11 protein-coding genes are annotated in these 15,704 nt (G+C 41.5%); 10 read left to right on the top strand and 1 reads right to left on the bottom strand.

Translation table 11 applies throughout. The features are described 5' to 3' along the window. The first annotated feature begins 90 nt into the window (after positions 1-90). From GSQ19_RS19905 to fhuB, 10 genes are all read left to right on the top strand, one after another. Positions 91-1,911 (top strand): IucA/IucC family protein, encoded by a 1,821-nt coding sequence (locus GSQ19_RS19905; RefSeq protein WP_011319590.1) that lies wholly within the window; start codon positions 91-93, stop codon positions 1,909-1,911. A 71-nt stretch (positions 1,912-1,982) separates the two neighbouring features. Then, positions 1,983-2,561 (top strand): GNAT family N-acetyltransferase, encoded by a 579-nt coding sequence (locus GSQ19_RS19900; RefSeq protein WP_011319589.1) that lies wholly within the window; start codon positions 1,983-1,985, stop codon positions 2,559-2,561. Further along, positions 2,558-3,841 carry a lysine N(6)-hydroxylase/L-ornithine N(5)-oxygenase family protein gene (locus GSQ19_RS19895; RefSeq protein WP_011319588.1) on the top strand — a complete coding sequence of 428 codons (1,284 nt, stop codon included), beginning with the start codon at positions 2,558-2,560 and terminating at the stop codon, positions 3,839-3,841. The genes GSQ19_RS19900 and GSQ19_RS19895 overlap by 4 nt, the downstream gene beginning before the upstream one ends. Then, the gene (locus tag GSQ19_RS19890; RefSeq protein WP_011319587.1) at positions 3,838-5,055 is read left to right on the top strand and encodes an MFS transporter; all 1,218 of its coding nucleotides are present in this window, start codon (positions 3,838-3,840) and stop codon (positions 5,053-5,055) included. The genes GSQ19_RS19895 and GSQ19_RS19890 overlap by 4 nt, the downstream gene beginning before the upstream one ends. A gap of 345 nt (positions 5,056-5,400) precedes the next feature. Then, a complete protein-coding gene (locus GSQ19_RS19885; protein WP_011319586.1) occupies positions 5,401-7,842 on the top strand; it encodes a GNAT family N-acetyltransferase in 2,442 nt (813 codons plus the stop codon). A 117-nt stretch (positions 7,843-7,959) separates the two neighbouring features. Next, complete coding sequence (locus GSQ19_RS19880) at positions 7,960-8,964, top strand: alpha/beta hydrolase (RefSeq protein ID WP_011319585.1); 1,005 nt, start codon at positions 7,960-7,962, stop codon at positions 8,962-8,964. A 104-nt stretch (positions 8,965-9,068) separates the two neighbouring features. Then, positions 9,069-10,064: a ferredoxin family protein gene (locus GSQ19_RS19875; RefSeq protein ID WP_011319584.1), complete on the top strand. Its 996-nt coding sequence runs from the start codon at positions 9,069-9,071 to the stop codon at positions 10,062-10,064. Positions 10,065-10,353: 289 nt separating this feature from the next. Continuing rightward, positions 10,354-11,160 carry an ABC transporter ATP-binding protein gene (locus GSQ19_RS19870; protein WP_011319583.1) on the top strand — a complete coding sequence of 269 codons (807 nt, stop codon included), beginning with the start codon at positions 10,354-10,356 and terminating at the stop codon, positions 11,158-11,160. Continuing rightward, entirely contained in the window at positions 11,157-12,059 is a 903-nt protein-coding gene (locus GSQ19_RS19865) for an ABC transporter substrate-binding protein (RefSeq protein ID WP_011319582.1), read from the top strand. Before GSQ19_RS19870 ends, GSQ19_RS19865 begins: the two co-directional genes overlap by 4 nt. 111 nt (positions 12,060-12,170) lie before the next feature. Further along, a complete protein-coding gene (fhuB, locus tag GSQ19_RS19860; protein WP_011319581.1) occupies positions 12,171-14,105 on the top strand; it encodes a Fe(3+)-hydroxamate ABC transporter permease FhuB in 1,935 nt (644 codons plus the stop codon). Between the two features lie 150 nt (positions 14,106-14,255). On the opposite strand, the gene GSQ19_RS19855 is transcribed toward fhuB, so the two are convergent. Next, positions 14,256-15,668: a 1-acyl-sn-glycerol-3-phosphate acyltransferase gene (locus GSQ19_RS19855; RefSeq protein ID WP_011319580.1), complete on the bottom strand. Its 1,413-nt coding sequence runs from the start codon at positions 15,666-15,668 to the stop codon at positions 14,256-14,258. Positions 15,669-15,704 lie beyond the last annotated feature (36 nt).

The raw sequence follows: 15,704 nt of genomic DNA, 5'->3' as shown, positions 1-15,704 counted from the left end.
GCGTGAGCAAAAAAATAGGAGAGAGGGAGAGCGAACAACTCTCCTCACTCCCCAACATTAAATAACTTTCACTCAAACCATACACTAGACATGACACCATACACAATTGCCAAACCAATCTCAGTGCTGGCGCAACATCGCACTGACAAAGAAATTGCCGAACAAGCAACAATTCACAGCTTTTTGAATTGCTATCTACGCGAAACCAACACGGGTGAAATCATCACCACCGCGACAAAAGACGCTGATATTTTAGAAGTTTTCCAAAATACAAATACAAAATCGTTGTTTTGTTGTCAGTTAACACATCAAAATATCAGGCTATTAATTGGTATAAGATATTATTCACAGACAGGCAGGCATTTATTTACTTTTCCCCTTTATTATCAAGTAGATCAAGGTAATTTACTTGAACTTGATTACCTGACTCTAGCAACGCTCATTACTAAAGAATTAGCCTTGACTGGTGGTAGCAATAGCCATCAAGATGAACTGATTTTGCGTGTGATTCAAAGCTGTAATCATGTTGAAAATTTTGTTCGGCAACGGCAACAAGATGTAGAAAAACTTTATACTTTTAACAGTAATTTCATCGCATCTGAACAAGCTTTAGTTTTTGGACACCATTTACACCCCACTCCTAAAAGTCGGCAAGGTTTTGCTGACCATGAATTGTCAATTTATTCGCCAGAATTAAAAGGTAGTTTTCCTCTGCATTACTTCCGCGTTCATCAGTCGATGGTACTGGAAGGTTCGCAGCTATCACAGACAGCAACAACACTGATTAAATCAGAATTATTGGCTGACGAAAATGTTGATTATCAATTCAAAAATACTTATTGTGATGAAGATGATTATGCTTTGTTACCCATACATCCTTGGCAAGCTAATTACTTATTACAACAGCCACAAATTCAACAATTGATTAAGCAAGAAATATTGCAAGATTTAGGTTTGGTTGGTCGAGCATATCAACCTACATCTTCAATTCGCACTGTCTATCATCCAGATGCGGCATTTATGTTAAAATTGTCGCTGAATATCAAAATTACTAACTCTGTCCGCACTAATTTATATAAGGAGTTAGAACGGAGTTTAGAAGTACATCAAATTTTAACTAGTGAAATCGGGCAACGACTATATCAACGTTTTCCTGATTTCCAAATCATCACTGATCCTGCTTATATCACTTTAAAAATTGATGGTGTTGCTGTTGATGGTTTCTCAACAATTCTGAGAGAAAATCCGTTTTTAAATAATCCCCTGACGGATGCAACTTGTGTAGTAGCTTTGTGTCAAGACTCTATTTTGGGTAACGGTTCACGATTAGCACGGATTATTGAGGAACTAGCACAACAAGAAAACCGTTCGACTGAGGCGGTGAGTTTGGATTGGTGCAACCGTTATTTACAGATTTACTTAGAGCCAATTCTCTGGTTATATTTCACTTACGGTATAGGATTAGAAGCCCATCAACAAAATAGTGTAGTGCAGTTAAAAGATGGCTATCCTGAGAGGTTTTTTTATCGGGACAATCAAGGTTATTATTACCGTCGTTCTTGTCATCAATTGTTAGATCATATTTTGCCGGGGATTAGTCAAAAAAGTGAAACAATATGTGATGATGAGGTTATTGATGAACGGCTTACTTACTACTTGTTCTTTAATAATTTATTCGGGCTAATTAATGCTTTTGGTGTAGCGGGATTGATAGATGAGAAATTACTCTTAGGGGAGTTGCGAAACATCTTAGGCAAATATTCTGAACATTCTTTAGTGAATAATTTACTTTCTCAGTCACAATTGCTTTGTAAGGCTAATCTGCTTACACGGTTTCATAATCTGGATGAACTTGTGGGGCCAGTTTCTACACAGTCTGTCTATGTTGCTGTTGATAATCCTTTGATGTAAACGCAGAGGGGCGCAGGGGTTTACGCAAAGTAACGCAGAGAGTTTATGAGAGGAATTTGAGGCTTAAGTTTATGTCGGTTAGTACGATTAATTACAGTTATGTACGGTTTGATTCTACTATCAATAAAACTATTGCTTTTCGTCCGGTGGTTTTGGAGGAGGATTTAAATCTAATTCATGAGTGGATGAATCAACCTCATGTGATTCCTTTTTGGAATTTAGGATTTGATTTGGAACGGATGCGGGAGCATTTACAAAAGGCTTTAGCGGATAAACATCAAACTCTTTATATTGGTTGTTTGGATGATGAACCGATGAGTTATTGGGAGTCATACTGGACAATTGATGATATTGTGGCTCGACATTATTCAGCAGAGGCGACAGATCAAGGTATTCATTTGTTAATTGGGGAAACCAAATTTTTGGGTAAAGGTTATGCTTTGCCATTGTTGCGGGCGATGGTATTTTTTCAATTTGAAAATACAGCAACTCAAAAGATTATTGCCGAACCAGATATTCGTAATCAAAAAATGATTCATGTTTTTGAAAAGTGTGGTTTTGAGTTTCAGAAGGAGATTGAATTGCCGGATAAATTTGGGGCTTTGATGTTTTGCGATCGCCAGTTATTTTTTGAGAGATGGAAAGCATGATAAATTGTGTTTATGACTTGATTGGTATTGGTCTTGGGCCTTTTAATTTAGGTTTGGCTGCACTGCTAGAACCTGTGACAGAAATTAAGTCTTTATTTCTGGAACAAAAGCCTGAATTTCAATGGCATCCAGGGTTATTACTGGAAGGGACGACAATTCAAGTACCATTTTTAGCAGATTTGGTGACAATGGCTGAACCTAGCAGTAAATTCAGCTTTCTTAGTTACCTAAAAGCTAAATCACGTCTCTATAATTTTTACTTTTGGGAAGAATTTCATATTCCCAGACGAGAATACAATGATTACTGTCGATGGGTAGCCAAACAATTACCTAATTGTTACTTTGGCGAACAAGTTAAAAGTATTGATTGGGATGAAAAAGCGCAGGAATTTATAGTTTCTGGTATTAACTTTATCTACCGTTGTCGCAATTTGGTTTTAGGTGTGGGTACTGTCCCTTACATACCGCTTTGTTTCCGTGATGTAGTCTCAGAAAATATTTTTCACTCGTCCCAATTTATCCCTCAAAAAGTCAGTTGTCGCCAAGCAAAATCAATTACAGTCATCGGTTCTGGACAAAGTGCAGCCGAGGTGTTTTATGAACTATTACAAGAGCAAGAAAACTATAATTATCACCTAGAATGGCATACCCGTTCCTCTGGTTTTTTCCCAATGGAATATTCCAAATTGGGATTAGAACATTTCTCACCCGATTACATCCATTATTTCTACAATTTACGCCCAGAACAGCGAGACGAACTATTAACTAAACAAGGGTTGCTGTATAAGGGAATTAGCTTTCATACCATAGCCAAAATCTATGATTTGCTTTACGAGCGTTCCGTCGCCGATAATTATCCTGATGTTAGATTACTGTCTGGGGTAGAAGTTAAAGAAGTAGAACCCACGGCTAACGGTTATCGTCTCACCTATCGCCATTCTCATCAGAATCAACCATTTATTCACCATAGCGATCGCATTATCTTAGCAACCGGCTATCATCACACCATCCCTAACTTTATGGCAGATATCCGCGATTTGCTGCAATGGGATGAACATGGGCGTTACCAGGTGAATTTTGACTATCATCTCTCCCTCACCCAAGACATCCCCAATCAGATTTTTGTCCAAAACGCCGAGTTACACACCCACGGTATTGGCGCGCCAGATTTGGGGTTAGGTTGTTACCGCAACTCTGTAATTATCAACTCCTTAACAGGACGCGACGTTTACCCAGTACAAAAGCGTAACGTCTTTCAGCAATTTGGTGTAGTCGCATGAAGCATCGGCTACCCCTCATCTCAGGCGCATTATTTTTATGTGTGTTCTTGAGTATTTTCAACGAGGTTTTACTGTCACCCTTTTATCCCCAGTTTTTCCGTAAAGTCTTCGGCGTGACAGATTTAGCCTACACCGGTTACTACATTTTTGTGTGTCGGTTAACCGTGGTGCTGTGTGCGCCTGTGTGGGGTGTGTTATCGCGCCGCTTTGAAGTCAAACACCTACTTTTTGTTGGACAATTGGGTGCAGCCTTCATGACGGCCTTGATGGGTACAAGCACCAGTGCAGAGCAATTTTTGATTTACACCATCCTGCTGTTACTGTGCAAAAGCAGTTATTTGCTAGTGTATCCCCTCATTATCCAACTAGGTGGGGAAGAAAAACGAACTGCGATCGCCGGCACATACCAAGCCGTGTTTCATAGTGCAATCATCATTGCTACCATCGTCGGCGCATTTATGGTCAATATAAATACACCCTTAATTATTTTCTACGGGATTGCCGCAGCCGATCTTTTACAGCTTGCCGTCTGTGCTTATATATTGCGTGGTGTATCTACCAAAGAAGCAGGGGGGCAGGGAGCAGGGGGCAAGGGAGATGGGGGTAGGGGAGAAAATCAGCTTGTAGCACCTAACCAACTGGGTTATATCATCACTATCGGCGTAGTCATTCTTACTTTCCAGCTAGCGAATAATCTAGTTCGTCCCTACTTCACAGAGTATGTTACCGCCGAACCATTAAACGTTGACCTATTCACTGGTAGCTTGTTATTTCTGATACCTAGTGTAATGGTGATCGCTGCCTTACCCTACATCCGTCAAGCCTGTCGTCCCGAACGCCTCCAAACCATCTACTTAGCAAGTTTAAGCCTACTCATCGTCAGCTTAGGCCTACAAGGACTCTCATCTAACCTACCCTTACTGATCCTAGCGAGGATAGTTTATGGCTTCTTCCTAGCAGTCACCCAAGCCGCCTTAGAACTGCAAATATTCAACCAAAGCACAGCCAAACACCTCCACTTCAACTACAGCCTCGCCATCTCCTTCGCCAACATCGGACACTTAGGCGCACCCCTCCTAGCCTCCTGGCTAGTCAACACCCACAGCCTAGCCTCCCCATTCATCGCCGCCACCATAATTTGTTGCTTAAACCTCCTATTCTTTCGCTATGTTCCGAAGACAGGCGGCAGGCGGCAGGCAGCAGAAGGATTTTAACTCTGTTTCTCTTAAATCTGATTTTTCACGTTATGTGGAAAAATCTACGCTTAACCTAACCCCCTAACCCCCTTCCCTACTCTACGGTGTACACACATCTTTGTGCTGAGTGCAAAATGTGGCTTGATCCCCCCTAACCCCCCTTTTTTAAGGAGGGAACTAGAATCAAAGTCCCCCTTTTTAAGGGGGATTTAGGGGGATCAAAACGTTATGGGGCAAGTTTGATCAGACTTGTGTGTACACCTTCCCTACTAGGGAAGGGGGAAAATTCAAAGCCTCTCCCCGACACGGAGAGAGGTTTGGAGAGGGGTTATCCAGAACCTGTGAAAATTCCCAAACAAAAATATGCAAAACCTAACCCAAATCCTCCAACCCCAACGCTGGCAAACAATTAGCCAAAAACTCCTAGCCAAAATGCTCTCCGAGTTCATGTACGAAGAAATCATCAAACCGGAGACAATAGAACAAACCCCAGAATCCACCCTCTACCACCTCACCCTCCCCGGAGGTATCGCCTACAAATTCCAAGCCAAAAAACGCCTATTCGACAGCTATCGCGTCATTCCTACATCCATCCAACGACGAGAAACCTCAGAATTTTCACCAGCATTCAACCCCCTGCAATTCGTCCTCGACATTCACACAGCCGTAGGAATGACAGCCGAAACCACAGCCCATCTCATCAAAGAACTCAGCAACACCCTACTAGCCGACGCACATATCCAAACCAAAAAAGAAACCCAAAATATAGACTTACTGACCTTAGACTACCCCTCCTTAGAAGGGGAAATGGAAGGACACCCTTGGATAACCTTCAACAAAGGACGCATCGGTTTTGGCTACGATGATTACCTAGCCCACGCACCAGAAAGTAAACAGCCAGTCTCCCTCTTTTGGATTGCTGTTAGCAGTGAACACGCCCAATTTAACGCCATCTCAGGACTAGATTATGTCACCCTCATCCAAGAAGAATTAGGCGCAGAAAATCTTGCTGAATTTACCGCCATCTTGGAACAACGTCATCTCAACCCCGCCGATTATTACTTTCTTCCCGTCCATGATTGGCAATGGAAGAATATCATTACCCTTCTGTTTGTGGAAGAAATCGCCACGGGTGCAATGATTCCCCTTGGTTACAGCCAAGATAAATATTTACCCCAACAATCAATTCGCACCTTTGCCAATATCAGCCACCCACAGAAACGGTATGTTAAATTACCTCTGAGCATTTTAAACACCCTAGTTTACCGTGGTTTACCAGGCGATCGCACACAGGTTGCCCCACTGGTTACAGAATATGTAAAATCGATTTGTGACAATGATCCTTTCTTAAAAGATGAATGTCGCTTAATACTTCCTGGGGAAATTGCCAGCATCAATTACGATCATCCATACTATAGCCAACTTGCAGGCGCACCTTACCAATATAAGGAAATGTTGGGCTGTCTATGGCGAGAGAGTGTTTTAGTTTATACCAAAGCTGATGAACGTCCAATTACTTTAGCTTCCTTATTACACATTGATGGTAGTGGTAAACCCTTTATTTCTCAACTGGTAGAACGTTCTGGACTCAGTTTAGATGAATGGTTATCTTGCCTGTTTAACACAATTTTACCGCCATTACTACATTACCTCTACCGCTACGGTGTAGTTTTCTCCCCCCACGGTGAAAACACAATTTTGGTACTGAAGGATTTTGTCCCCCATCGGTTAGCAATGAAAGATTTTGTCGATGATGTAAATATCAGTCGTCATTCCCTACCAGAATTAGAGACTTTAACACCACAACTCAAAGCCGTCTTGTTGACTGAACCACCAGAAGGATTATGTCAATTTATCTTTGCTGGCTTGTTTATCTGTCACCATCGTTATTTGTCTGATTTATTAGCTGACTACCACAACTACCCAGAACACACCTTTTGGACAAAAGTAAGACAGACAATCTTGAATTATCAAAGCCGCTTCCCCGAAATGCAAGACAGATTTGAGTTATTCAACTTGCTAGCACCCCAATTTACCAAGCTGTGCTTGAATCGCAATCGCTTGATTACTTACGGTTACGCTGATGATGGCGATCGCCCCCATGCAGCCGCCTTCGGTAAGGTGAATAATGCTTTGTATTTAGTTGCCGAAAAAGCTACATCTGTCCATCTAAATTCCCAGAAAAAACCAGTCAATCAGACTCAATCTTCCTGCATATTTACATATATTGATCCTGAGTATGGCAAAGAAGTTTCTTTCCGTCCTGTGTCCTATGAACAAGATGTAGAAATGATTTATGATTGGATGCAGCAAAAGCATTTGATACCTTTTTGGAAATTAAATATTTCCTTTGCAGAATTTCAGGAATATTTGCAAAAATCCCTCAAGGCAGATCACAAGAAACTTTTTATTGGTAGTTTAGATGGTGAACCTGTTTCATATGGAATTATCTATCAAGTAATCAAAGATAATATCCGCCATTACTATCCTTATCAAGAGTCTGATATGGGAGGTCACATAGCTATTGGGAAAAGGGAATACTTTGAAAAAGAATATATATTCCCAATTTTCAGAGGTTCATCTGCTTTAGTGTTTCATCTTTATGAGACAGAAAGATTAATCATTGAACCAGACTCACGCAATAGAATTGTGATTCCTACCCAAGAGCAATGTGGTTTTTATATTTATGACGAAGTAAAACTTCCCCATAAGAAAGCAGCTTTGATGATATTAGAGAGGGAACATTTTTTTCAGAAGCTATCTGATTTAAAGCAGATTAGTACAGAATTTTGTAACACTAGATAGTTGATATTACACCTGTAAATAAGGGATTTAGGGAATTTGATGATAGTTTTTATTTCTTCCTGTTCCCTAAAATCCAAAGTTGAGTATTGACAAAAAATTTAACAGTGGATTCAAATCATGCAAGTAAAAGAGCCAAAAACTACTATTCATCCTGAAATTCTAGAACTTGTCAAGACAATAAAAAAAAGGATGGATGAGTTAGGACATCCTCCCATATCTGAATTAAAACCTGAAGCATCCAGATTTTTTTACCAGGAAGCTATTAAGTTATATCATCTGACTAATGAAGAAGGCGTAACAATAGAAGATCGATGGATTAAAAGGTTAGAAGATATATCTATACCTATTAGGGTTTATACACCTAGAGATGAAGTAGACAATATAAACAGTATCCAAGAAAAGTCAACACTGTACCCAATTCTAGTTTATTTTCAAGGAGGCGGTTGGATATTTGGCAATTTAGATAGTGCGGATGCTCCTTGTTCTTTCTTATGTAAACATATAAATTGCATTGTCGTATCTGTTCAATATCGTCAAGCTCCTGAATATAAATGCCCTATCCCTGTTATTGATGCACTAGAGGCTATTAAATGGGTACATAAAAATTCTCAAAGTTTAGGAGGAGATGCACAAAAAATCGCTGTAGGGGGAGAAAGTGCTGGAGCTAATTTAGCAGCAGTAGCAGCTATTAAATTAAGAGATGAAGGAAATATTTCACTAGAAGCACAACTTTTGATTACTCCGGTTACTCAATATGGTTTTAATACCCAATCTTATCAAGCAGGTTATACCAAAGGTCTTTCTTTGGAAACAATGAAATGGTTTTGGAATCATTACTTGGAAAATGATCTTCAGGGGGAAGAATACTATGCGTCACCATTGAAAGTTCAAGATGCTAGAAATTTACCGCCATGTTTAATTGTTACCGCAGAACATGATCCATTACGAGATGACGGACTATTATATGCTCAATATTTACAATCGTTTCAAGTCAAAGTTAAAATCCTTCACTATGAATCCTTTATTCATAGTTTTATTCGGATGATTCGCGTGATTGAAGATACAAGGCAAGCCTTATATGAGATAGCTATTAATTTCCGAGAAATGCTATATTTTTATTAATAAAAATAGATATCAATAGAACAATTTCCCAATAAAATACAAGAATTATACATAAATTAAAACTTGATTTTCTAATCTTATCAAACCAAAAGATAAACAAGCTGATGACAAATTATGATCCAGAACTAATGAAATGCCGTTTTTGCTCTGAGGTTTCTAAGCAAAACGGAGAAGATACTTTAGGTACTCTTTACCCTTTTGATTCCTGGCTGATGTTTGAAATAGAACAGCCTTGGAATGTGAATATGTTGGCAAAACCTCAACCCATACCACAAGCAGCAATAGATTTAATACAGGAAATTCATCAACAACAGAAAATTAAATTTTGGCAATTAGCGATCGCACCAGATCACGAGTATTCCACATCAGATAATATAAGAATCTTTCATTATTCCCGACCTGCTCAATTATTTGCTAAATATGATAAGCGAGAATATATTCTCCCCAGGGAATTGATTGGAGAACTGATATTTACTCTTTATAAACAACCTCAGTTATTGACAAATTTTGATAAATACCTCCAGGATACTTCCCATATTCGAGAAATCATGGTTTGTACTCATGGTAATGTAGATGTAGCTTGCGCTCGTTTTGGCTATCCTATTTATCAAGAACTACGTCAAAATTATGCCTGTTCTCATCTGCGCATCTGGAGATGTAGTCACTTTGGAGGACATCAATTTGCTCCTACTTTAATTGATATGCCCTATGGACGTAGCTGGGGTCATCTTACTTGGGAAATTTTACCTAATATTATCTATCAAAAAGGCGATATTAGTCAACTTCGCCCCTTTTATCGTGGTTTTTTTGGATTACCTCCTTTTGCTCAAATTTTAGAAGGAGAAATTTGGTTACAAGAAGAATGGAATTGGTATGAATACTTAAAATTTGGTCGGATTTTAGAGTTAACAGAAGATAAAACCGAGGCTTTGGTAGAAGTTGATTTTGTTAGTCCTAATCAAGAAATTAAAGGTAAATACCAAGGGATAATCAAACAAACCCATCAAGTTATAACTCAACACCAAAGCAAGGATAAAAACTTATTTCCTATTCCCCAATATCAGGTTTTCAATTTAAGATGCTTACCTTTAAAGGAATAAAATGAATTAATAATTATAAATAAAAGATAGTTGGATTTTTACACTTTTCTATGATTAATTGGGGCAGGATATCAGAGCCTGGGATTGTCCCAACTGCGGAGATCGGGAACTTGCAAATCGAAAATATGCCATGCTGTTCAATGCAGGGATGCAGGATGATAAGTGAGAGAATCTATTGATTCTTATTCTCTACAGCTATTTGTAACCAGGGTTGTGTTCTTGGCATTAATCTTATAAACTAACCAAAATAATTGCTAAAATATCTCATTAACTTCTGGGAGGCTAGGAATTGGTAGCCATTGATACTCATAATCTGAAAATTGCTTATGACCACCGAATTATCGTTTCTGACCTCTCCATCACCCTCCCGGAAGGCGAAATCACGGCTTTACTGGGACCAAACGGTTCGGGTAAAAGTACGGTATTGCGTACCCTAGCGAGATTATTAACACCAATCCGGGGTGCAGTTTATATTGACGGTTGTAATATTGCCAAAATCCCGACTAAACAATTGGCACGAAAGTTAGCAATGCTACCTCAATTCTCGGAAATTCCATCAGCAATTACAGTCAAGGAATTGATTGGTTATGGACGCTACCCCCATCAGAATCTATTGGGGGGTTTTTCCCAAAAAGATATCGCCGCGATGGAATGGGCGTTAGCTGTGACTGGCTTAGAAGCCTTAGCAGATAGGATAGTAGATACCCTTTCGGGAGGTGAACGCCAGAGGGCTTGGATTGCAATGGCGTTAGCCCAGCAAACCCAGGTGTTATTACTCGATGAACCCACAACATATCTAGATATCCGCCATCAAATAGAAGTTTTAGCCTTAGTGCGACGACTCAACCAAGAACATGGAATTACTGTTGGTTGGGTGTTACATGATTTGAATCAAGCCGCAGCGTATAGCGATCGCCTAATTATGCTCAAACAAGGAAATATAGTCACCGCAGGTACTCCCCAAGAAGTGATGACAGCCAGCAACATTCAGCAAGTGTTTGGTGTAGAAATGACCGTGATTCCCCATCCCATCAATGGCTATCCGACTTGTTTACCTTGTCATTTAGGTATCCCAGAAGGAGAGTTAGCAAGATGATCAAATTCACTAGACGCACCTTTTTAACTGCGGCGACTGCTTCCGCTTTGACGGCGGCTTGTAATCGTTCTCCTCGTCCCCAAGCTGCAAGTAAAACTGCAACCAGAGTAGTCGCCCTAGAATGGGTGTATGCAGAAAACCTTTTAGCTTTGGGAATCCAGCCTGTAGGAGTTGCAGATATCCAGGGTTATAAAAAATATGTAAATGTGCAACCATCCCTAGATGAGAGTGTAGTTGATGTAGGGACACGCCAAGAACCGAGTTTAGAAGCGATCGCCCAATTAAAACCTGATTTAATTTTAGGTGTAGATTTAAGACACCAGACTATTTACGATACCTTATCTGCGATCGCCCCCACCCTCATATTTAACCCCTATCCCTCGGCGGAAAACTCAAATCAACTCGATGAGATGCAGCAAACATTCCGCAAAATTGCCGAAAGCGTCAACCGTCGGGATGTAGGGGAGAAAGTGCTTCAGCAAATGCAAACCCAATTTCAAACAGTAGCCACCCGCATCAAAAATACTCAAAAACCTGATTTCGTCCTCGGACAATTCAGCGACAACGCCCCCCAAATCCGCCTGTTTACCGATAACTCAATGGCTGCACAAATCCTCACAGCAATCGGTTTAAAAAACGCCTGGAAAGGAGAATTCGACCGTTTTGGCTTTAATACAGTGTGGGTAGAAGCACTCCCAAAAGTCGAAACCGCCAACTTCATCTATATTTCCGCCCCCAATAGCCCCTACAAACAACAACTAGAAACTAACCCCGTCTGGCAAAAACTACAATTCGTCCAGCAAAAAAGATTGTATGCGATCGCCCCAGATACCTGGCTATTCGGCGGCCCCCTATCAGCCCAAATCCTAGTAGATAAAATCATTAAAACCCTCACATAAGATCCCTCCGCGCACCTCCGCGCTAACCTCCCTTCGGGTTCACCAGTCGTCTACGGAGGGAAACCCTCCTACAACGCTGGTTCACCGCGCCCCTCTGCGTTCAATTCCCCCATGTTTAAACCCCTCCTCACCCCAATCCTCCTCCTCCTCCCCCTCCTCTTCCTCCACAGCAACCCCATCACCACCCCAGAAGACATCCTCCTCTACATCAAACTACCCCGCACTGTTATCGGTATCTTATCAGGCGCATCTTTAGGAATCGCCGGCGCACTATTCCAGACAGTTACCCGTAACCCCCTAGCCTCCCCCGCCACATTAGGAATCAACGCAGGTGCATATTTAGCCATCACCGCCACAACCATCTTTGCACCAGAGATATTTGCCTGGTCGCCTTTATTGGTAGCATTCACAGGTGGTTTATTAGCCGCCTTACTGGTATACGCCATCGCCGGAAAGGAAATTACCCCCATCCGCCTCACCCTCTCCGGAATGGCTGTTTCCCTCGCCTTAGCCGCCTTCACCTCTGCTTTACAACTACTCTACGAAAACCAAACCCGTGATTTATTTTTTTGGGGTGCAGGTTCTTTATTACAAACCAACTGGCAGGGAAGTATTTACGCCGCACCTAGAGTATTATTAGGAGCGATCGCAGTTTTCCTCATCGCCAAACCCCTAGATGTCCTCCTCATGGGTGAAGATGTCGCCCGTTCCCTGGGTTCAAAAGTCCAGTGGACACGCTTATCTAGCACCCTACTAGGTATATTTTTAGCCTCCGTTGCTGTGAGTGTAATCGGGCCAATTGGCTTTGTAGGTTTAGTTGCACCCCATATAGGCAAATTGATGGGATGTCGCCAACACCAAATTTTATTACCATCAGCAGCGATTTGGGGCGCAGTCATATTATTAGGGGCTGACTTCATAGCACAACAGATATCTAGTGAATTACCTGCGGGAGGTATCACAGCTTTATTAGGCGCACCGTTTTTAGTCTGGTTGGTGCGTTCATCGCCGCGTTTGTTGACAAAGACAGAGGGGAATAATGCTTTACTAATACAGATAAAATCCCGCCTCCAGTATCCTGTTTTACTTTTAGCTGGTTGTTCTTGCTTATTACTGGTATTGCTTATAGGGTTATCCCTCGGCAATATTCATTTAGATATTCATCAACTAACTCAAGTCTTCAATGGTAATAGTGACGCACTCACCGAAAGAATAGTCTTATACTTGCGCCTACCCCGCTTACTAGTAGCATTATTAGCAGGAGCAGCCTTAGCCATCAGTGGTTTATTGTTACAGGGAGTAGTCCGCAATCCCTTGGCTGGGCCGGAAATTATGGGCATTACTTCAGGTGCAGGTTTTGGGGCATTACTTGTATTAGTGTTACTACCTAACACACCTGTAACATTTATCCCAATTGCTGCGTTTATTGGTGCAGTCGTCGCCTTTGGTGTAGTTTATCTAGCAGCTTGGCAAAACGGCGTAGCACCAGGGAGACTAGCGTTGATAGGAATAGCGGTATCTGCGTTTTGCGCGGCGGGAATTAACCTATTAGTGGTGAAGTCAAAATTACAAGTATCTCAGTCCTTGGTGTGGTTAGCTGGGAGTACCTACGCTCGTCAGTGGGATGAAGTATGGCAATTACTGGCTTTTCCCTTAATTTTATTGCCTTTGGGCTGGTTATTTGCCCGTAAATTAGATGTGATGGCCTTAGGAGAAGATTTACCACAGATTTTGGGGATGCGTTTACAGCAAGCTCGTGGTGTAATATTAGCGATCGCAGTTGCTTTAGCTGCTGCTGCTGTCTCTACGGTGGGAACTATTAGCTTTGTAGGGTTAATTGCTCCCCACGCTGCACGTTTATTAGTAGGTTCTCGACACCGCCAACTAGTACCCATAGCGGCAATTTTCGGTGCTATTTTAGTCACTTTAGCTGATACCGTTGGTCGCGTTGTTTTAGCTCCCAAAGAAATTCCCTCTGGATTAGTCACCGCCCTAATTGGTACACCTTATTTCCTCTGGTTACTAGGAGGAAACCAAAAGCATTGATTAACAATTCAAAATTCGTCTTGAAAAGTTTCCTACGGCGGGAAACCCGCCTACAGAACTTTCCGCAAAATTCAAAATTCAAAATAAACCACCTTGTAGAGACGCGATTCATCGCGTCTTCTTCTTCACCCAATCCCCAATCCCCAATCCCTAATCAATCAAATTTTCCAAAGCCACCTGTAAATCTTGAGTTAAATTACTCACAGCCTTTTTAGCCGCTTGGCGGTTATCATGCACCTTTTCCCAGCGTTCCGTGACAGAAATTGGCTCACCCACCTTAATTACCGCCTCCCGTAAACCTAACCTTGGTCTTCCTGGTAGAGTCGATTCTTGTATACGAGAAAGCATATCAAACATTAGTAAAGCCGTCTCGGCAAATCTGTCTGCACTATATTTTTCTTGTATATAGGTAGCATTCACAGCCACAAAACTTTCTACCAGACGCATATGCTGTATTCGTAAGTCTGCTTCTTGGGCTACCCAGTCAGCAAGTCCCCGTTGGAAGGAAGGTAAATTATCGATATCTGGTAAATCTTCTCTATATATACGATTCCAACTGGCTTCTTCTAAACGGCGACAACGGTCGATAAAATTACCTTGGGCGGGAATACCAAAATACTGCTCAGAAACTTGTAACGCTTTATCTAATAAACGATGCAGTCTGGCAATTAACACCTGATTGGGCGTGGTAGATTCTTCTGTGGCTATAGTGTTGGGGATATCTTGGTGATAGAAGCGGCGATAAAACTCTTCCATCTCTGTAACTAAATATTCACCCAAGCGACAAATGCGTTGATAGTAAATCTCCGGTTGATTGATTGCAGACTCCCCAACTGATTGCACTGGTAAACCGCTATCAACTTCTAACTTACTCAACAACTCATCTAATTTAGACCAAGGCGGCGTAACATAACGATATTGGATAGATACCGGCACAATGACCACAGTTTCAGTCCGGTTAGCTTTGTGCAAGTCTTCCACACACCAAAACCCCAATTGGGAAACACCAGGTTCCAGAGGGCTGACTATACCACTGTGACCATTATTCCCGCCTTCAGGCGCGACAGCAATGGGGAATAGAGCGTTAGCGAATAAATCCCTTGCTGTTTGAATAGCTTGCCTATCTAACCGTCTTCCGCGCCGAATTGGCACACCTCCCAACTGAGAAAACAACCAACCCAACCAATTTCCAGCCCATATTGTCATTCCTCTGTCATAGACAAAATGACTGTGAACTGGATATTGCAACCTGATACCTTTTTGACGCGCCACCTGTGGAACAATGCGAGAAATTAAGTACAACATACACAAGGGGTCTTCTACCTCTGGGTGGCGAAATGCCATTAAAAAGCGAATTTTCCCACTTTGGAATTGTTGATAAAGTTCTGCTAATGTCTCAGAATTTTTCGCTTCAATTTTGACGATACCAGCCGGGAGCCAAGGGCGTGTGCGAAAGCGCAACACAAGAGGTAGTAACCACTGCATTAACCTGAGAATGAGGGGGTTAAAACTGTGGGGGATAAATTTTAGGGGTGGTTGGGTAGAGTTGATTAATTTCGGCAAGTGATGCTCCTAGTGACATTCGCCTACGGTGGAGGG

Source organism: Trichormus variabilis 0441, from assembly GCF_009856605.1.
Classification (GTDB): domain Bacteria; phylum Cyanobacteriota; class Cyanobacteriia; order Cyanobacteriales; family Nostocaceae; genus Trichormus; species Trichormus variabilis.
This window is presented reverse-complemented; position numbering and strand designations above follow the sequence as displayed.

Coding starts and splice junctions, on each gene's coding strand:
- GSQ19_RS19905 (WP_011319590.1), top strand. CDS start 91: ATGACACCATACACAATTGCCAAACCAATCTCAGTGCTGGCGCAACAT.
- GSQ19_RS19900 (WP_011319589.1), top strand. CDS start 1,983: ATGTCGGTTAGTACGATTAATTACAGTTATGTACGGTTTGATTCTACT.
- GSQ19_RS19895 (WP_011319588.1), top strand. CDS start 2,558: ATGATAAATTGTGTTTATGACTTGATTGGTATTGGTCTTGGGCCTTTT.
- GSQ19_RS19890 (WP_011319587.1), top strand. CDS start 3,838: ATGAAGCATCGGCTACCCCTCATCTCAGGCGCATTATTTTTATGTGTG.
- GSQ19_RS19885 (WP_011319586.1), top strand. CDS start 5,401: ATGCAAAACCTAACCCAAATCCTCCAACCCCAACGCTGGCAAACAATT.
- GSQ19_RS19880 (WP_011319585.1), top strand. CDS start 7,960: ATGCAAGTAAAAGAGCCAAAAACTACTATTCATCCTGAAATTCTAGAA.
- GSQ19_RS19875 (WP_011319584.1), top strand. CDS start 9,069: ATGACAAATTATGATCCAGAACTAATGAAATGCCGTTTTTGCTCTGAG.
- GSQ19_RS19865 (WP_011319582.1), top strand. CDS start 11,157: ATGATCAAATTCACTAGACGCACCTTTTTAACTGCGGCGACTGCTTCC.
- fhuB (WP_011319581.1), top strand. CDS start 12,171: ATGTTTAAACCCCTCCTCACCCCAATCCTCCTCCTCCTCCCCCTCCTC.